Genomic DNA, 18,296 nt, shown 5'->3' on the forward strand with positions numbered 1-18,296 from the left:
TGTGCCCAAGAGCAAATTAATGCCAATATCTGTTTCAACAGACGTAACGCAAACAAGGACAGAGATGACTATTTCGACAAAGAACTTTATGACCAGCGATATGCCATCGAGCGAACCAATGCCTGGATGGACAGTTTCCGGTCATTACTAAACAGGTTTGATACTACCGTGGCAAGCTGGACAGGGTTTAATTACCTTGCTTTTATTGTGTTAGCCTTAAAGAAGTTCAAACTAAGAAAAATCAAAAAAGTTTAAACGAGTTCAATAATTAAAAAAATGGAAATGAAAAAAGTATTAATTACCGGGGCCAACAAAAGTATTGGCTATGAAACCGCACGGCAACTCTTACAAAAAGGCTTCTACGTTTTCCTGGGCAGCCGAAATCTGGAAAACGGAGTGACAGCTGTCGAAAAACTTAAAGCCGAAGGACTACCTAATGTTAAAGTCGTACAATTGGATGTTACCAATGATGATTCAGTTAAATCAGCAAGAATTGAAATCGGAAAAAAAACGGAAGTCCTGGATGTGCTTATCAACAATGCAGGTATCAATGGCGGTTGGCCTCAAGCTGCTTTAGAGGCAAGCATAGACCAGTTTAAACAGGTATTTGAAACCAATGTATATGGTGTGGCAAGAGTGACACAAGCATTTATTGATATGATGCATAAAGCAGAAGAACCACGTATTGTAAATGTATCATCAAGTGGCTGTTCGCTAACTTTGCATTGCGACCCCACTTGGAAATATTATTCACATAAAGCGGCTGTTTATCCCGCATCAAAAGCCGCTCTCAATATGTACACTATCAATTTGGCTTATGAATTAAGGGATACGCCATTTAAAGTAAATGCAGTATGTCCGGGATTCGTAGCAACGGACTTTAATGGTCATCGTGGAACGGGAACCGTTCAAGAAGCAGGTACCCGAATTGCCAAATATGCAATGATTGGCGCGGATGGACCAACAGGAAAGTTTATCAGCGAAGAACACAATCCGGAAACTGGCGACTGCCCCTGGTAAAAATTATTGCTTTTGAATTTTGTAAATTTGAGAATGAAAAAGGAAGAGAATACACTTTATAAATTTGAATCGTTAACGGACTTTCATCGGGTGTTTGGTTTGTCAAAGCCTATGCACCCGATGATTAGTTTTGTAGATATAACGGACTTAGAAGCACTGCCCTACGATTTTCCGAAATCTATGGTAATGAACTTTTATAAGATTTCCTATAAAACGGGAATGTGCGGACAGGCAAAATACGGACAAAACTATTATGATTTTGGAGAAGGTGGCTTGGTACTTACCTCTCCAAATCAAGTGTTTGAAAGTCCCAGTGGCAATCACGCAAGTGGTAGTTTATTACTGGTTCACCCCGATTTCCTTTTAACCTATCCATTGGCAAAGAAGATTAAGGAATATGGTTTCTTTTCCTATGCCACTAATGAAGCACTGCATTTATCAGAAAATGAAAGAAAAACAATCTTATCCATTTTTGAAATCATCGACGACGAATTAAAAAGTAGGATAGATGATTTTAGTCAGGATGTAATGATAGCACAACTTGAACTATTATTAAATTACTGTAACCGTTTTTACAAACGACAATTCATAACTCGAAAAGTCGTAAATAACGATTCATTACAAAAAATAGAAGAAATTTTAGACAACTATTTTAATGACTCCACACCATTGAAGGAAGGAATCCCAACCGTGCAATTTCTATCCGAAGAATTAAATATTTCCCCCAGCTATTTAAGTGATATGTTGAGAACGCTTACCGGTCTAAGTGCACAGCACCATATACACAATAAACTTGTCGAAAAAGCAAAAGAAATGCTCTCAATATCAGAATTGACAGTAAACGAAATAGCATATCAATTGGGTTTTGAATATCCGCAAAGTTTTAGCCGACTGTTTAAGAGTAAAAGCGGGGTCAGTCCGATGGAGTTTAGGGCTAGTTTTAATTGAATTAAAAATAGAAAACGATAAATCCATCCTGAAAGGGGATAGATTGTTGATATCAAGTTCCTTTACAAGTGTATAAGGTTTTCTAGCAAGGTGAGTTTATTGCTTTTGAGATGGAAAAGAAATTAAGTTCAAGTTGCAAAAAATATTGAAGGCCAACAATAATCATCCGTCAAAATTTTCGTTATCTAATCTATAAATAAATCTGAAAAATGTAAAATAGTTCAAGAAATTTGATTGGTGATTAGGCTTGTGGCGGAATGTTAGATTTTGGTATTTTTTAATTAATTTTCAATCGATTTTAGTTTTTTTTTGAATTATTTTAGCCAGTTCAGAGAAAGTGTTCCGTTATTTATGTTAGAAATAATTCAAATAATCGCCCTTATTCAGGGCTTGTTTCTTTTAAGTGTTCTGCTCGTTAAACAAGAAAGTTACAAGCGGGTAAATTTCTTATTGCTTCTAGGGTCAATTATTGCATTACTTTTGAACGTTGTCGGAGATGATGATTTTAACATGTTTTTTTTTAATGCTAATTGGTATTTTTTCCAATCTCCATTAATCATTACACTGTTCTTTTTACTTATAAAATATCACAATTCTAAACAAAATAAATTTCAACTTAGAGATTTTCTTTATTTTATTCCGTATTTGTTTTTTATTACGCTTCAAATCGCAGAAGACGTTAACGGCTTAGTTAATAACATATGGTTAATAATAGGAGAAATTCTGATAGGCGTAACGCTATTAGTTTATTTAGGTTATACCATCTATGATATCATCAAAAACAAAAAGGAAAGATGGATGCTGTTTTTTATAGTGCCTTATGCTTTATTGAACTTAATAGACGAAATTTCATTTATTATAACAAAAAACCATGATTATTTCCCCTTCATAGAAACCTATGGAATTATTGGATTATCAGCAGTACTTCTCTACATGATTTTATTTAAGCTTGTTGTATCACCAAAATCTATACTACCAAAGGCTGATACCAAGGCTTATAAAACTTCAAGTCTTAGTAAACCCAAAGCAGAGGTATATAAAAGGGAGTTTTTAAGGCTCATGGATAAAGAGAAGCTTTTTACTAATAGCAATATAACGGTTAACCAAGTAGCTCAAAAGATGGGTATTCCAAGACAGTACTTATCTGAAGTCTTAAATGTGTACTTAAAATCCAATTTTCAGGACTACATGAACAAGTACAGGGCTGAAGAATTTGTAGAATGTCTCAAGGATGACAAGTTCAAGAATTACTCCATTATGGGCATTGCCAACGAAGTTGGTTTCAAATCCAAATCCTCTTTCAACACTACCTTTAAAAAAATATACGGGGTTACCCCTAGTGAGTTTAAAAAGACATTACCTTCAGTAGTTTAGACATTACCTTTTCTCCTTATTCTTCATAGAAGAATTACGTTCCAAATCCGCTTTCAGAAAACCTCTTAGAAATTAAAGAAGCCTCCACTTTCTGATAAAAATCGGATTATTTCCTTAAATACAATTTCCAAATATTGATACTATGGCAGTATTTATGAGGGCTATTTGGAATCGATAGCCTAAAATAGTATTGCCCAATCTGCAACGGGTTTTTTGCATTACCATGGCTTTTGAGCCAAAACTTAAACTGACAAATCCTCACGACTCTAAAAACGAAAAAAAGCCACAAATTTTACAGTTGGCGGCTTTCTAAGTGCGAGAAGCGCATTTAGAACCTTTTGAAACTACACAATTATCAGAATTTAACAATCTAATAATCAGAGTGTTAAAATCACTATGGTAACAAACAGGTACTGAAAGCGGATTCAAAACCTACTTCATTTTAACCGCTATGCATGCAAGTCTAATTTTACCCCGGTTGAATGAAAACCTTAATCTAAAATTTCTAGTAATTATGACAAAAACAAAGCAATTAAAACCCTTTAGGTCTAGAAAAAGGCAGGCCTTATTTGTGGTGATAATGTTGTGTCCAGTATTCTTTTTTGCACAAACAAAATATACAATTAGTGGTGCAGTCAAGGATGTTGCCAACGGTGAAACACTCTTGGGGGCAACTGTCCTTTTAAAAGGTACTTCCATTGGAAGCACGACCAACGAATATGGTTTTTATTCTATCACAGCGCCTGAAGGTACTTATACCTTAACCATTTCCTATTTAGGATTTACAACTTTTGAAAGGGCTATAAACCTTAGCTCTGATCAAAACCTCAACATTGAGCTCAAAGAGGATGCCGCTCAATTGGATGAAGTGGTCATCACAGCTGAAGAATCCAAGAAAGTTGACCTTCGCACACCACAAATGAGTGTAGCAAAACTCTCAACTACCGACATCAAACAGATACCTGTTGTTTTGGGTGAGGTAGATTTGATCAAGTCCATTCAATTGCTGCCAGGTGTTACCAACGCTGGCGAAGGCGCATCGGGCTTCAATGTACGCGGTGGTGCAGAAGACCAAAACCTAATTCTTTTGGATGAAGCAATTATTTACAACGCCTCCCATTTGTTTGGTTTCTTCTCAGTCTTCAATGCTGATGCCATTAAGGATGTTAAACTTTATAAAGGAGGCATTCCTGCGCGTTTTGGAGGGCGAGCTTCTTCGGTACTGGATATACGTCAAAAAGACGGAAATAGTAAAGAGTTTGAACTCACTGGCGGTATTGGTGCTATTTCCAGTCGTTTGGCGGCGGAAGGGCCAATGTTCAAGGACAAAGGTTCGTTTCTAATGGCTGGTAGAGCTGCTTATGCCAATATATTCTTAGCCTTGGCCGGAGAAGATAGTAGGGCCGGATTCTACGATTTGAACCTGAAGACAAATTATGAAATTGATGAAAAGAACAGGTTGTACCTATCCGGTTATCTAGGCAATGACAACTTTAACCTGACAGGAATTTTCACGAATTCATACGGAAACCTCTCAGGAAACTTGCGATGGAACCATATTTTCAATAACAAGTTATTCTCCAATGTATCCTTAATATACAGTCGATATAATTACAACCTGGAAATTCCCATTGAAGGAATTGATTGGACCTCGGATATCAGCAATTATAATGTGCGCTATGACTTAGGGTATTATGCCAGCGATAAATTAAAATTTGATTTTGGGGTAAATGGTATTTATTACAACTTTAATCCTGGAAAACTCAACCCTTTAGATGCAGATTCGGGCGTAAATCCAGAGAAATTGGACAACAAATTTGCTTTGGAAACCGGAGTATATGCAGGTTTGGAACATAAAATTTCTGATAAGCTCACCACTCAATATGGCTTGCGTTTCAGTTACTTCAATCGACTAGGGGAGCAAACCTTGAACAATTACTCCAATAATTTACCCGTAGTTTACAACGAAGAATTAGGCATTTATGAACGTGCCGAACCTATTTCCAATACCAATTACGGTAAGGGAAAAAGCATAGCTACCTTCAATAATTTAGAACCTCGGTTTGCACTTTCATATCAGCTTAACGAGAAGTCTTCCTTTAAGGCAAGTTATAACCGAATGGCCCAATACCTACATTTAATTTCCAACACCACATCAGCCACGCCATTGGATGTTTGGGCACCTAGCGGAAAATTTATTGAACCACAGATTGCAGACCAATATGCTGTGGGCTACTTCAGAAATTTCAGGGAAAATATGTTTTCCATTGAAGCCGAAGCCTATTACAAAACAATCGACAATAGGGTAGATTATATCAATGGCGCAGAACTTATAGCACAAAACACCATTGAAACCGAAATTTTAAGTGGTGAAGCCCGTGCCTATGGATTAGAATTTTTATTGCGAAAAAACAAAGGCGATTTTACAGGTTGGCTGGCATATACATGGTCAAAATCGCAACAGCGCACACCCGGCGGAGCAGCAGGCGGATTGGGCATCAACAACGGGGAATGGTATAACTCGAACTGGGACAGAACCCACGACTTTTCGTTTACCGGAAGTTACAAACTCAACGAAAAATGGCGATTTGGGGCTAATATGGTATTCCAAACAGGACGACCTGTTACCTATCCTAACGGACAGTTTATATACAACGGATTATCCATAGCGACTTATTCTGATAGGAATGCAGACCGATTGCCTGCCTACCACAGACTAGACCTTTCTGCAACCTTAACACCTCGAAAAAATAAAAACAGAGACTGGCAGGGCGAATGGGTATTTGGCATATACAACGCTTATAACCGAAGCAATGCAGCCTCTATTTCTTTTGGTCAAAATCAAAAGACAGGCGTAACTGAAGCCACTCGTACTTCCATATTTGGTATTGTTCCTTCAGTAACATACAACTTTAAATTTTAAAACAATGAAAAATATAAATATATATAACAAATTAGGGGCACTCCTTTTAATACTTGGATTATTAAACTCGTGTACCGATGTCATAGATGTTAATGTCCCAAACGGCGGCGCACGATTGGTGGTTGATGCGTCTATTAACTGGCAAAAAGGTACTTTGGGAGAAACACAAACCATTAATCTGAGAGAATCAACCGCTTTTTTTGATAAGGATCCAAATGTCCCTGTTACGGGTGCATCAGTAACGGTAACCAAAGAAAACGACGGATCAATATTTGTGTTTGCCGACCAGAATAATGGTAGTTACACTGCAACCGATTTTGTTCCGGAATTCAACGCATCGTACACTTTGGAAATCCTATACAACGGCAACTCCTACACAGCAACCGAAACCTTAATTGCAGCACCTGTTATTAATCGAGTTGAGCAAGGCATTGAAGGTTCTGGTGATGACACAGAAATTCAGCTTCAAGTATTTTTTGACGACCCCGGAGATGTTGAAAATTATTATTTAGGCGAATTTATTCCGTCCAATTTACCACTGCCGTCTCTTGCAGTTATTAGCGATGAATTTACAGATGGCAACGAAAATTTTATTGAGAACGATAATGAAAACTATGTTGCTGGAGCAACTGTAGGTATTAATGTATATGGTATTTCACAACGATATTATGACTATTTAAAGATATTGATTCAACAATCTGGAAGTGATGAAAACGGACCTTTCCCAACTACCCCTGTACAGTTAAAAGGAAACTGCACTAATGTCAATGATTCCAACGAAGAAGTATTGGGATATTTTAGGCTAGGTGAATTTGATACTACATCATATACGATTAATTAGCAATAGGATAAAAAGGCAGTTTTAAGGTACAAAAATGCGTATTTGGAACTATTGATGATCAAATGAATAAAATTTATTTACACCAATAAATTTTGAATACGCATCCCGAACCACCTTTATTTTTCTAGCCATTTTCCGCAGACAGGTTTGCATTAAAATGCCTGAGAATCCGATGAACTCTCAGGAAGCTCAACACAAAAATTTTATAAATGAATCCGAAAAAATTCATCAACGCTATAAAGAGGAAAGCATTTAGACATCTTACTGGTAGTTTTAAAAACAAGATAGGTAAAACGGTCAGTACCAATGATGCTATAGAAAGGATCCTAATTTGCAGACCGAATCATAGATTAGGAAACTTACTGTTACTTTCCCCTTTGGTCCAGGAGTTGGAATCCACATTCCCGAATAGCGAGATCGATCTGCTGGTAAACCAATCCTGCGCAATCCAACTGTATCAAAATTATGATAACATTGACCAAGTTATTGAACTTCCGCGGAATCCCTTCAAAAACCCCATAAAGTACTTAAGAACATTTGTAGGGTTCAGAAGCAAGAAATATGATCTGGCCATAAATGCCGTGATGGAATCTTGTTCTGGAAGATTATTTACGAGCATTTCCAATGCAAGCTTCAAGTTTGTAGGTGATAGGGGTACGGATAAAAAAGAAAGACATATTGCAAAGCAAGTGATCTATTCCTTGAGGGAGTTTTTGCCCACTATAGGAGTTAGGACAAATGATGCGATTCCAGCTAGCTTGGACTTGAGACTTGCGAATGATGAACTGATACATGGTGGTAGTTTGGTATATGACATAGTTCAAAACGCACAACCAACCATTTGCTTATACACATATATCCCTGATACCAAATGCCATACAGAAAGATGGTGGCTTAATCTATATGAACATTTACAGAAAGCATTTCCAGATGCAAACATTATTGAAGTACTTCCAAAAGAAAATATCTCTAAGATTGGTTTCAGAGCCCCTGCTTTGTATTCCAACGATGTAAGGGAATTGGCGGCTATGATTGCAAGCACAGATGTTTTCATCGGAGCCGATAGCGGAGTAATGCATTTGGCCAGCTCGTCCCTTACCCCTACCATTGGTTTATTCTCAGTTACAGATACAGAAAAATACAAGCCTTACAACGAGGGTAGTGTTGCCATAAAAACCAATGAGGTAGAAATCGAAGAGTTGATAGTACTTGTTGAAAATGCGCTTTATCCAAATCCAAACACTTCAGCTTGAGGCTTATGGGTAACATCAAAATTTTACAGAGAAGTATGTACGATTTTAGAGCTCTAGTTGCACTTTTATTTTTGAGTTCGTCACTAACGTATGGGCAGATGGAGCCTCTGACCTCATCTCAAAAGACCCATAAGATTGTAGGAGATGTTTTGCTTGTTGCAATGCCAGCTTTGGCTTTGAGTTCTACACTTATTTGGAAAGATGGTCAAAAAGGAACTTATCAATTTTCCAAAGCCCTAGCTGGTACTATTGCATTAACGTATGGTTTAAAACTAGCCATAAACAAAGAGCGGCCGAATGGTGAAAATAACAATAGTTTTCCATCTGGTCATACTTCTGTTGCATTTGCCAGTGCTGTATTTGTACAAAAAAGATACGGTTGGGAATATGGCGTTCCTGCCTACCTCTTGGCAGGATATGTTGGATATACAAGGATCGAAGCAAACAAGCACGATGGCGTGGATGTGCTAGCGGGTGCTGCGATAGGTGTTGGAATGAGTTATTTGTTCACCAAACGGTATGATGGGAAAAAGAAATTAGGAATTTCTTCAGGCTTTATTGAAAACACACCTACAATAGGTTTAACCTACAAATTTTAATGTCTATTGAGAAATATTACTTAAAAAATAACTGATATGGAGAAACATCTGGAGTGGGTCATAATGATTCCAATATACAATGAGGAAAAGAACAACACACAAAATATCATAAATCAATGATTAGGACAATAACACTCTTGCTTTTTTTAACTACATCATTGATGTACGGCTATGCTCAAATCATAGTAACAGGAAAAATCCTGCAAAAGGAAACCAATACCCCTTTAGAGTACGCTACTGTTTCCTTTACAGAAACAGGACAGCCAAACCCAAAATATGGGGGAATCACAGACGAAAATGGGATCTTCTCGATTGAAGTGGAGAAAGGAACGTACACCATAGAAATTGAGTTTATTGGTTTCAAACCATTTTTTCTGGATAATAAAAGGATTGAGAATGATCTGGATTTGGGGATACTCTATCTTTCAGAAGATGCGCAGTCGCTAAGTGAAGTCATTGTAAAAGGCGAGAAAGGTCTATTTGAAAACAAACTTGACAAAAAGATTTATAACATTGGTCAAGACTTAACAGCGCAAAGCACAAATGTACTTCAAGCTTTAAATAATGTGCCTTCAGTTTCGGTTTCGGTAGATGGTGGTATTACGCTTAGAGGTAATACCAATGTACGTATTTTGGTAAATGGCAAACCTTCAGGGGTGATAGGCATTAGTGGCGCCCAAGGGTTGGAACGCCTATCCTCCAATGCTGTAGAGAGTATCGAAATTATAACCAACCCATCCGCACGGTACGATGCCGAAGGTGCTTCAGGGATCATCAATATCATTCTCAAAAAAGGAAGGAATCTAGGATTTAATGGTTCGGTTCAGACAGTTATAGGAGTACCCGAAACCTTCGGTATTGGAGGTAACTTAAACTACCGAACAAATAAATTTAACGTATTTACAAACGTCAATTTCGAAGATTCAAAACGACCGGGTAACGAATCAGTAAACACGACATTTTTAGACGAATCCACAGGCAAAGCAACAGGATTTTTAACCCAAAATCAGGGCATCACTCGTGGCGGATCAGAATATACATTAGCTCTAGGAGTCGATTACTATTTTAACGAAAAAAACACACTCACTTTTATGGGCTTGTATGCCAACGAAGATAATGACAACAACGGGCTTTCCACTTTTAGCACCTTTGATGTTGATAGAACATTGATAAGTACAAGATTACGTGACGAGAGAGAATTGGAAGAAGATGCCAGTGACGAGTACACACTAACTTATAAATCTATTTTTGATGAAGATAAAGAACATTTTTTGATTGTTGAAGCCAAGTATGACAGCAATACAGAAATAGAATCGGCAATCTTTAACGATACCTATAGCTTTGGAAATTTTGAAGATGCTCAAGACCGTACCGCAAGCGACGAACGTCAAAACAACTTATTGATACAAGCGGATTATGTGTTTCCGTTTTCTGAAACTGGCAGTTTTGAAGCAGGCTACCGCAGTACTATGCGTACCATAAAATTCAATTCAATAGTTGAAAATTTTAATACCAACACTAATATATGGGAACTTGACACCAACTTAAGTAATCGAATGGATTATGGCGAAGATATTTACGCCGCTTACTCGCAATACGCCAATACCTTTGGCAAGTTTAATGTACTTGCCGGTCTGCGTTTAGAAATTACCAATATCGATGTTACGCAATTTACGTCCGATGTTAGCTTTGGTAAAAACTACAGCAACCTGTTTCCATCATTCCATTTGGGCTATCAACTTACTGAAACCAGTGAACTCAAAACGAGCTATGGCAGACGTATAAGTCGCCCTAGCTTTCGTGAATTAAATCCGTTTTCAGGCTATTCCAACGATTTGAACCTTCTGTCAGGAAACCCGGATTTAGACCCTGTTTTTACAAATTCTTTTGAGTTAGGGTATTCTAAAAACTGGGGTCAAGTATCGTTGGAAACTATAGGGTATTTTCAATATTCCGAAGATATTGTTCAACTCATAACTACCAATTCAGGTAGGGTAAATGAAGAAAACATCCCCATTTTGATTACCAGACCATTAAATGTAGGTACGGAAAACAGATATGGTATTGAAGTATCGTCCATTTACAGCCCAGCAAATTGGTTACGAGTCAATGGTACTATAAACTGGTATCGTTTTGAACAAGACGCCAGCTTTGATAATACTATTCCAGATCCTAATGACAACAGTGACCTTATTACGCAAAGGCAATCACTAAATACCTCTTCATCCAGTTGGTTTGCGCGATTATCGCCAAAGATTTCTTTGCCCAAGGATGTCGATTTGCAAATAGGCATTCAATATGATGCTCCCTTTAAAGAAGCCAACACCACAAGACGCGGTATTCTTGTGGCAAATGTATCGGTAAACAAAGAATTATTTAAGGGCAGAGGAGCCATAAACCTTAATGTTTCCGATTTATTCAACTCAAGAATTAGTCGCCGAGAAGCCTATAATACAAATTTCTTCTCTAAATCTGAATACCAATACTTTGAGCGTCAAATCAACCTTACGTTTACTTATAGATTTAAAAATACCATAGAACATCATGATGGTGATGATGAAGATTATGAAGATTATGACGAATCTTAACTGATTAAAAAGTGAATGAACAAATGAAAAATAAAGATAAAATAATAGTGACAGGAGCTACTGGTAATTATGGGTATGCCGTTATTGAATCATTGATTGAAAATGGGGTGAATGAAAGTTTGATTTATGCCATGGTAAGGGATTATACCAAGGTAGAGAAATTAATGTCTTTGCATGTAAATATTGTATTTGGCGATTATAACAACTACAGTTCAATGTTGAAGGCCTTTTCTGGTATTGACAAACTACTTTTTGTTTCAAGTGACGAACTGGAAAATCGTAGTGAGCAGCATATCCAAGTTGTGAATGCGGCCATGGAATCTGGAATTAAGTATATCCTTTACACAAGCCAGGAGCATAAAGAAGTTAATTTTTCCCTTATTGAGTTTATACTAAGTTCCCATTTAGCAACAGAAAATGCCATTAAAGCAAGTGGTATGAGTTATACCATATTGCGAAATGGGCTATATATGGACATATTGCCTTCATTTTTGGGTGAGAACATTTTTAAATATGGTATTTACCTGCCAGCCGGTAATGGGAAAATAGGATTTGCACTACGAAGTGAAATGGCGGAAACGGCAGCCAAGGTTTTAACCTCAACGGGGCATAAAAATAAGACGTATAGTGTATCTGGAGATAGTTATTCGTTTTCAGAAATTGCAGAGTATATTTCTCAAATCACAGGTAAAAACATCACCTATTTAAGCCCTGGTTTAGATGCATTTTTCAATACTGTAATTGACCAAGGAATGTCTAAAAGATGTGCTAAAATGATTGGTGGGTTCTCCGCAGCTACAAGACAAGGGGAATTGGAAAGTGACGGTTTACAAATGGAAAAACTATTGGGTCGAAAGCCCTTAAGCGTGAAACAATATCTGGAGGAAATTTTTATTTGGAATTTTTTGAGCAGCATTGGGTAAAGAACAAATCCAAGCAAGAACACACCTTACTTTCTAAGATTATAGTTATACAAATTAAACCTCAAAGAAAACATAATTCTCAGAAAAAATGAGCACCGAGCTGGAAAAGTATGTTTTCAAAACCAATAGGTTGGGTGTTTCAAATGTTTTAGACCTTCTACTTAAAACCTATGTATAAAATTACTCCCTAGCTTGGTTAATAGCAACCAATCAAGTCACTGCCTAGTCTATCCTTTATTGGATTGACAGGGTTGTAATAAAGTTACTAATTTAAATAAACTGAAATGAATAAAAGATTAAATTCTTTACTGTTAAACAATCCCGAATTGGATGCTTGCGTAAATAATAATTTTAATAATTTAAGATTAAATTCTCTTTTTCTTCCTCTATTTTTATTGTTGTTAATTGCTTTGTTTCTCTTTAAAGAAGATGCCTTTTCCGTTGAGGCTTATGCTCATATTCAAAAGGATTTATTCTTTTATCTAAATTCTAAATTATCACAATTTTCGAGTTTACAATATAACTTAAACCAGCTAGGAAACGTACTTATATTTCTGCCTTTTTTGACTTTATTTATGGTTAAAGCACCTAAATTTTGGCAGTCATTAATAACGGCTCTAATTGTTTCAAGTATTTTTTCAAACCTATTTAAAAAAATACTTGCTGTTCCTAGACCTGCTGCTATGTTTGATAGGGATAGTTTTGTAATTATCGGAAGAACACTTTCTGGAAGCAATAGCTTACCCTCAGGACATTCCATTACGACTTTTACAATACTTGTATCTGTATTCTTTGCATTTATGCCAAAAAAAATGGAATTCAAAATAGCATGGTTCCTTTTCATTTTCAGCACAGGATTAATTATTGCGTTTACAAGAGTTGGTGTGGGAGCGCATTATCCTTTAGATGTTATAGTTGGAAGTATTTTAGGTTATTTAGCGGCTCTTACAGGTATTTTTATTACTAAAAAATTTAATCCGTGGACATGGATAACAAATAAAAAATATTACCCTATATCTATAGTTTTGTTTTCTGCCTTAGCGATTGCTTTAATAAACAAAATAGTCGCTATAAATTTAATGATATTTTATTTTTCATTAGTTAGTTTGGTGGCAACATTAATAATAATCACTTGTATTTATGTTAAAAAATAGTGTCAAATTAGTTCATTTTGTATTAATAGCAAGTTTTGTTAATTTCTTATTATTTCACTATCCTTTTTTTAAGTACGTTTTTAATGCACTCGATTATAAAAGTTTTAGCGGAATTACCATTATTGTCTCTTTAGTAATTGCAATGCTCGTTGTAAATGCTTTTGTATTATATCTTATATTTTTTCTTTCTCGATTTATTGGAAAAATTTTATTGGTTTTCTTTTTCATTGTCAATGCTATTGTTGCCTATTTTGTAAATACCTATCATGTTATAATGGATATTACAATGGTTGGTAATATCTTGAACACCAATTACGAAGAAGCCAGTAGTTTCTTTTTTTTTAAATTGATTGTGTATTTAATTTTATTAGGTCTTATTCCTGTAATCTTTATAATTAAGGTTAAAATTATTAAAGAAACAGTCAAGAGATTTTTAATTAATTTTTCTTTGACATTGCTTTTTCTTATCGTTTTTGTTTTTGTTAATGGTGGCAATTGGCGATGGATTGATAAAAATTCAACCAAGTTAGGTGCCTTGGCAATGCCTTGGTCGTATATGGTAAACACCTCAAGATTCTATATTAATAAGAGTAAAGAAAATGAAAAAGAGATTTTATTGCCCGATGCGAAAATAAAGGACAATGTAAAGTCTATTGCAGTTTTAGTTATTGGAGAGTCTGCAAGGAGTGAAAACTTTTCACTTTATGGATATGAAAAACTTACTAATCCGCTATTGTCTAAGGTTGAAAGTCTTCACAGTTTTAATGCAACTTCTTGCGCCACATACACAACAGCAGGTGTAAAGTGTATATTGGAACACACAAATTCTGGTAAGCTTTATGAGATTTTGCCTAATTATTTATTTAGAAATAATGTAGAAGTTATTTGGAGAACCACAAATTGGGGAGAACCTCCTGTTCATATCAAAAACTTTTTAAAAAAAGAGGATTTAAAAGCAGTTTGTGAGGGACAAGTTTGTAATTATGATGAAATTCTTTTAAAAGGGTTAAAAGAGCAAATTTTAGCAAGTAAAAAAGATAAAATATTAATTGTTTTACATACAAGTACAAGTCATGGGCCATCGTATAACAACAAATACCCACCCGAATTTGAAAAGTTCACGCCAGTTTGTAAAAGTGTTGAACTAGGAGAATGTACCCAAGAAGAGCTTGTAAACGCCTATGACAATACCATTGTTTATACAGATTATATACTTGCAAGTTTAATTAACGATTTAAAGGAATTAAAGGAATATAACAGTACGATGTTGTTCGTTTCAGATCATGGTGAATCTTTAGGAGAAAATAATTTGTACATGCATGGAATACCAGCAGCTTTTGCACCTAAAGAACAATTAGAAATTCCTTTTATAGTATGGTTATCAGATGGCTCTAAAAAACTGAAGTCCAACGAAACACTATCACAAAATCATGTTTTTCATAGTATCTTGAATTTCTTAGCAATAGAAAGTCCTATTTACGATGAAAATATGAGCATATTTGAATAAGTAACTGTTTATAGCAATCGCAAACGAACAAGAGTTTAAATGTGAAGTTATGGAAGACAAAACTTGTAAATAAAGTAAAGGTAATATGGCAGAATTTTGGGAGAGAAGTTTTCAGGATAGACAAGAAATGTGGGGATGGGAACCTGCGGATTCTGCTGTTGAAACAGTGGAATTATTTAAAAAAAATGGCTTAAATAAAATCTTGATACCCGGGTTTGGTTACGGTAGAAATGCCAAGATTTTTTTTGACAATGGACTCAAGGTAGCTGGGATAGAGATTTCCGAAACAGCAATTGGTATAGCAAAAGAGTATTTTGGAGAAAGCATAAAAATACACCACGGCTCTACCAGTTCAATGCCGTTTGACCAAGAAGTGTATGATGGAATATTCAGTTATTCTTTAATCCATTTATTAAACCACAAAGAACGAACAAAGTTGATAAAGAATTGCTATAACCAGCTTAGACCCGGTGGGGATATGGTTTTTGTATCCATCTCGAAAAAAGACTTTAGATATGGCGAAGGGGAAGAAATCAGTCCGGATACATTTAAGAAAAATAACGGGGTCACCTTGTTCTTTTATGATTTAGATTCAATTGAAATAGATTTTCGTAATTACGGCTTAATAGATGCCAGAGAGATTAGTGAACCAACAAAAGCTATGGATAATAAACCCTCACAACGGTTTTGGTATATTACCTGCAAAAAAAGGGATTTGTAAAAAATGGTCATTTTCAGAGGGGCTGTTTTTGCTTTATAGCGAGCCTAATTGATATTCGTCTCCTCCTCCAACAGGTTATCCATAATCTTTTTTAGAAATTTTGTTTTGTTCTTTTTTACTTCTTTGAGGAACGGCGAACAATCATCAGTGTTAGATATATTTTTCCCTCCCCAGAGAGCTATTTCTATCAAAGCAGGTATTAACTCAATACCTTTTGGGCTAAGCCTATACAGTCCTTTTACCTTATTGCCTGGATATGGCAATTTGGTGATTATTCCATTATCCTCCAATAGCTGTAACCTGTTCGCTAATATATTCGTTGCTATTTTTTCTGCAGATTTTGTAAAATCTCCGTAAGTACGAGATTTATGTAACATTAAATCCCTCACAATTAATAACGACCATTTGTCTCCGAAAATATCCAATGATGAACTTATTGGACAATTGGATCGCATTTCAGTTGTTTTCATAAATTTTACATTTTTTTTACTTGCATATTAAAAGTAATTATTTACTTTTATACTTGCATTTTACAAGTAATTAGTCCTGGCTACTACTTGCAAAGTAAAAGCAAATTTAATCATTTGAAATAAAAAATATTACATCATGACAAAAATTTTAGTAACAGGAGCCACAGGAGTAGTAGGAAAAAGTACGGTTGAGCATTTGTTAAAAAAAAATGTTCCTGCAAGTCAAGTTATTGGACTTTCTCGAAAAAAAGAAAATCTAGAAGACTTAGCTGCGAAAGGCGTAGAAGTACGTGAAGGTGATTATATGGATTACAATTCATTACTACGTGCATTTGAAGGTGTTGACAAAATCATGCTAACGAGTGCAATTGCTTTTACAGATCGATCTACTCAGCATTATAATGTAATTACCGCTGCCCGACAAATGGGCGTAAAGCACGTGGTTTATATGTCAATTATGCGTAAAGAAGGTTCGGGACGTATTATGCCTGAAGTTACGGAATCGGACCGTTTTACAGAACAAGTACTTAAATCTTCTGGGCTTGATTATACTATTTTATATCATCCGCCTTTTGCCGACCTTTTATCGTTCTACTATGGTCCCAATCCTTATGAAATTGGAATAAAAGTTCCAGCAAACAATGGAAAAATGGTACCTGCGACAAGAGATGAATTGGCAGAAGCCCACGCTGAAATACTTTCTACTCCAGGACACGAAAATAAAACTTATTCATTAGGTGGATCCCATTCCATTTCGTTTTCCAACATAGCAAAAACTCTTTCGGAAATAAAAGGACAACCTGTTTCTTTTACCACCATTACAGCCGATGAATATATTGATGGGATAGTTGCCCAAGGGGTTGCTCGTCATGTTGCCGAATTTATAACGGGTTGGGTACTGGCCATTGAAGGAGGTGAATTCGAATATCAATCAGGTGATTTGGAGCGGTTATTAGGTAGAAAGACAAAAACTTTCAGAGAGCTCATGGAAACAACTTTAGTTTAGAATAATTACATGTTTTAATAAACGAAGTGGCTGAGAATATATGTTTTCAGCCACTTCGATTTAACTCTATCAAATTTTAACTGTTAAAAAAAGGTATGACAATAGGAATTATTGGGTCAGGGCAAGTAGGCAAAGCTCTTGCAAAAAAATTGGTGAATGCAGGTTATCCTGTTATCCTTTCTAATTCGAGGGGTGTTGAATCGTTGCACCCTAGGGATTTGTTCGATATCAAATACTTAATGGAAAACGAAGGATTTACAGATGAAATAAAAAAAGGTTTTTTACTTTGTCTATTGGGAAGCAACCGTCCTTTGCACAAAATGCTCAATCCTAACCTCACAGATCAAAGGCACGCTATGGAAAATCATTTTGCTGGTATGAGCTATGTCCCGTTTACCTATGAAGATTTTGAAAAAACCAGGCATCAACTTATAACGGCCGTCAAAGAGTGCCTAACAAAAGAAGACAAAGATTTCTTATTGGGCTTCAAGAGTCTTACACCGGATTGGAGCGTTTACAATTTTGAAAGATTCCCTGCTGTGCAATGGAAGCTACAAAATCTTATTAAACTTAAAAACAATAACCAGTCAAAATATGATGAATTAGTTGAGATTTTGAAGAATGTACTCTACTAAAGGAAGCTTTCCTGTCCCAAATTCATTCTATTTTTGGGACAGAGTGAATATGAAATTAAGGTAAATATTATTGTGGTTAACTCCTATAATATTCTTGAATCTCAAAAAATATCAATACGCATCAAACCATATTCTAAACTCAAAAATGGCAAAATGTTGTACCTATGTTGTACCCAAACAAAAAAACCTCTCAAAATTGAGAGGTTTTATAACTGCAAATTTGCAGTTGAAAAAGTGCGGGTGAAAGGACTCGAACCTTCACACCTTGCGGCACTAGATCCTAAGTCTAGCGTGTCTACCAATTCCACCACACCCGCAAAACAATACAGTTTGG

General features: G+C 35.9%; 15 protein-coding genes, 1 tRNA gene and 1 pseudogene. 15 read left to right on the top strand and 2 right to left on the bottom strand.

Annotated features, from left to right (window positions below; genetic code table 11):
* The 13 genes and pseudogenes from ACVBDU_RS16400 to ACVBDU_RS16460 form a co-directional block, all read left to right on the top strand.
* Positions 1-255 (top strand): annotated as a pseudogene (locus tag ACVBDU_RS16400) (IS5 family transposase); the annotation flags it as partial.
* Positions 256-282: 27 nt separating this feature from the next.
* Positions 283-1,020, top strand: a complete 738-nt coding sequence (locus ACVBDU_RS16405) for an SDR family oxidoreductase (RefSeq protein WP_447180811.1) — start codon at positions 283-285, stop codon at positions 1,018-1,020.
* Positions 1,021-1,053: 33 nt separating this feature from the next.
* Positions 1,054-1,968, top strand: a complete 915-nt coding sequence (locus tag ACVBDU_RS16410) for a helix-turn-helix domain-containing protein (RefSeq protein WP_447180812.1) — start codon at positions 1,054-1,056, stop codon at positions 1,966-1,968.
* A 351-nt stretch (positions 1,969-2,319) separates the two neighbouring features.
* Positions 2,320-3,342: a helix-turn-helix domain-containing protein gene (locus ACVBDU_RS16415; RefSeq protein ID WP_447180813.1), complete on the top strand. Its 1,023-nt coding sequence runs from the start codon at positions 2,320-2,322 to the stop codon at positions 3,340-3,342.
* A 514-nt stretch (positions 3,343-3,856) separates the two neighbouring features.
* A complete protein-coding gene (locus ACVBDU_RS16420) occupies positions 3,857-6,265 on the top strand; it encodes a TonB-dependent receptor (protein WP_447180814.1) in 2,409 nt (802 codons plus the stop codon).
* Between the two features lie 4 nt (positions 6,266-6,269).
* On the top strand, positions 6,270-7,106 hold the full coding sequence (locus ACVBDU_RS16425) for a DUF4249 domain-containing protein (protein WP_447180815.1): 837 nt from the start codon (positions 6,270-6,272) through the stop codon (positions 7,104-7,106).
* Between the two features lie 209 nt (positions 7,107-7,315).
* Positions 7,316-8,359: a glycosyltransferase family 9 protein gene (locus ACVBDU_RS16430; protein WP_447180816.1), complete on the top strand. Its 1,044-nt coding sequence runs from the start codon at positions 7,316-7,318 to the stop codon at positions 8,357-8,359.
* 35 nt (positions 8,360-8,394) lie between these two features.
* A complete protein-coding gene (locus ACVBDU_RS16435; protein WP_447180817.1) occupies positions 8,395-8,958 on the top strand; it encodes a phosphatase PAP2 family protein in 564 nt (187 codons plus the stop codon).
* A gap of 116 nt (positions 8,959-9,074) precedes the next feature.
* Entirely contained in the window at positions 9,075-11,546 is a 2,472-nt protein-coding gene (locus tag ACVBDU_RS16440; RefSeq protein WP_447180818.1) for a TonB-dependent receptor domain-containing protein, read from the top strand.
* Positions 11,547-11,569: 23 nt separating this feature from the next.
* Positions 11,570-12,469: an SDR family oxidoreductase gene (locus ACVBDU_RS16445; RefSeq protein ID WP_447180819.1), complete on the top strand. Its 900-nt coding sequence runs from the start codon at positions 11,570-11,572 to the stop codon at positions 12,467-12,469.
* 284 nt (positions 12,470-12,753) lie between these two features.
* Positions 12,754-13,623, top strand: a complete 870-nt coding sequence (locus ACVBDU_RS16450) for a phosphatase PAP2 family protein (RefSeq protein WP_447180820.1) — start codon at positions 12,754-12,756, stop codon at positions 13,621-13,623.
* The gene (gene eptA / locus ACVBDU_RS16455) at positions 13,610-15,130 is read left to right on the top strand and encodes a phosphoethanolamine--lipid A transferase EptA (protein WP_447180821.1); all 1,521 of its coding nucleotides are present in this window, start codon (positions 13,610-13,612) and stop codon (positions 15,128-15,130) included. Before ACVBDU_RS16450 ends, eptA begins: the two co-directional genes overlap by 14 nt.
* Positions 15,131-15,215: 85 nt before the next feature.
* Complete coding sequence (locus ACVBDU_RS16460; RefSeq protein ID WP_447180822.1) at positions 15,216-15,851, top strand: methyltransferase domain-containing protein; 636 nt, start codon at positions 15,216-15,218, stop codon at positions 15,849-15,851.
* Positions 15,852-15,895: 44 nt separating this feature from the next.
* Here ACVBDU_RS16460 and ACVBDU_RS16465 read toward each other — a convergent pair whose 3' ends face one another.
* Positions 15,896-16,321, bottom strand: a complete 426-nt coding sequence (locus ACVBDU_RS16465; RefSeq protein WP_447180823.1) for a winged helix-turn-helix transcriptional regulator — start codon at positions 16,319-16,321, stop codon at positions 15,896-15,898.
* Positions 16,322-16,457: 136 nt separating this feature from the next.
* Between ACVBDU_RS16465 and ACVBDU_RS16470 the strand changes: the two genes are divergently transcribed.
* Both ACVBDU_RS16470 and ACVBDU_RS16475 read left to right on the top strand, forming a co-directional pair.
* The gene (locus ACVBDU_RS16470) at positions 16,458-17,327 is read left to right on the top strand and encodes an NAD(P)H-binding protein (protein ID WP_447180824.1); all 870 of its coding nucleotides are present in this window, start codon (positions 16,458-16,460) and stop codon (positions 17,325-17,327) included.
* A 95-nt stretch (positions 17,328-17,422) separates the two neighbouring features.
* Entirely contained in the window at positions 17,423-17,962 is a 540-nt protein-coding gene (locus ACVBDU_RS16475; protein ID WP_447180825.1) for an NAD(P)-binding domain-containing protein, read from the top strand.
* Between the two features lie 235 nt (positions 17,963-18,197).
* On the opposite strand, the gene ACVBDU_RS16480 is transcribed toward ACVBDU_RS16475, so the two are convergent.
* Positions 18,198-18,279, bottom strand: a tRNA-Leu gene (locus ACVBDU_RS16480).
* Between the last annotated feature and the right edge of the window lie 17 nt (positions 18,280-18,296).

Source organism: Sinomicrobium endophyticum, from assembly GCF_052983315.1.

Bases quoted from the DNA above. Each gene is read 5' to 3' on its own strand.
- ACVBDU_RS16450 (WP_447180820.1), top strand. From the start codon at position 12,754: ATGAATAAAAGATTAAATTCTTTACTGTTAAACAATCCCGAATTGGAT.
- ACVBDU_RS16440 (WP_447180818.1), top strand. From the start codon at position 9,075: ATGATTAGGACAATAACACTCTTGCTTTTTTTAACTACATCATTGATG.
- ACVBDU_RS16470 (WP_447180824.1), top strand. From the start codon at position 16,458: ATGACAAAAATTTTAGTAACAGGAGCCACAGGAGTAGTAGGAAAAAGT.
- ACVBDU_RS16465 (WP_447180823.1), bottom strand. From the start codon at position 16,321: ATGAAAACAACTGAAATGCGATCCAATTGTCCAATAAGTTCATCATTG.
- ACVBDU_RS16425 (WP_447180815.1), top strand. From the start codon at position 6,270: ATGAAAAATATAAATATATATAACAAATTAGGGGCACTCCTTTTAATA.
- ACVBDU_RS16435 (WP_447180817.1), top strand. From the start codon at position 8,395: ATGTACGATTTTAGAGCTCTAGTTGCACTTTTATTTTTGAGTTCGTCA.
- ACVBDU_RS16410 (WP_447180812.1), top strand. From the start codon at position 1,054: ATGAAAAAGGAAGAGAATACACTTTATAAATTTGAATCGTTAACGGAC.
- ACVBDU_RS16475 (WP_447180825.1), top strand. From the start codon at position 17,423: ATGACAATAGGAATTATTGGGTCAGGGCAAGTAGGCAAAGCTCTTGCA.
- ACVBDU_RS16405 (WP_447180811.1), top strand. From the start codon at position 283: ATGAAAAAAGTATTAATTACCGGGGCCAACAAAAGTATTGGCTATGAA.
- ACVBDU_RS16430 (WP_447180816.1), top strand. From the start codon at position 7,316: ATGAATCCGAAAAAATTCATCAACGCTATAAAGAGGAAAGCATTTAGA.
- ACVBDU_RS16415 (WP_447180813.1), top strand. From the start codon at position 2,320: ATGTTAGAAATAATTCAAATAATCGCCCTTATTCAGGGCTTGTTTCTT.
- ACVBDU_RS16460 (WP_447180822.1), top strand. From the start codon at position 15,216: ATGGCAGAATTTTGGGAGAGAAGTTTTCAGGATAGACAAGAAATGTGG.
- eptA (WP_447180821.1), top strand. From the start codon at position 13,610: ATGTTAAAAAATAGTGTCAAATTAGTTCATTTTGTATTAATAGCAAGT.
- ACVBDU_RS16420 (WP_447180814.1), top strand. From the start codon at position 3,857: ATGACAAAAACAAAGCAATTAAAACCCTTTAGGTCTAGAAAAAGGCAG.
- ACVBDU_RS16445 (WP_447180819.1), top strand. From the start codon at position 11,570: ATGAAAAATAAAGATAAAATAATAGTGACAGGAGCTACTGGTAATTAT.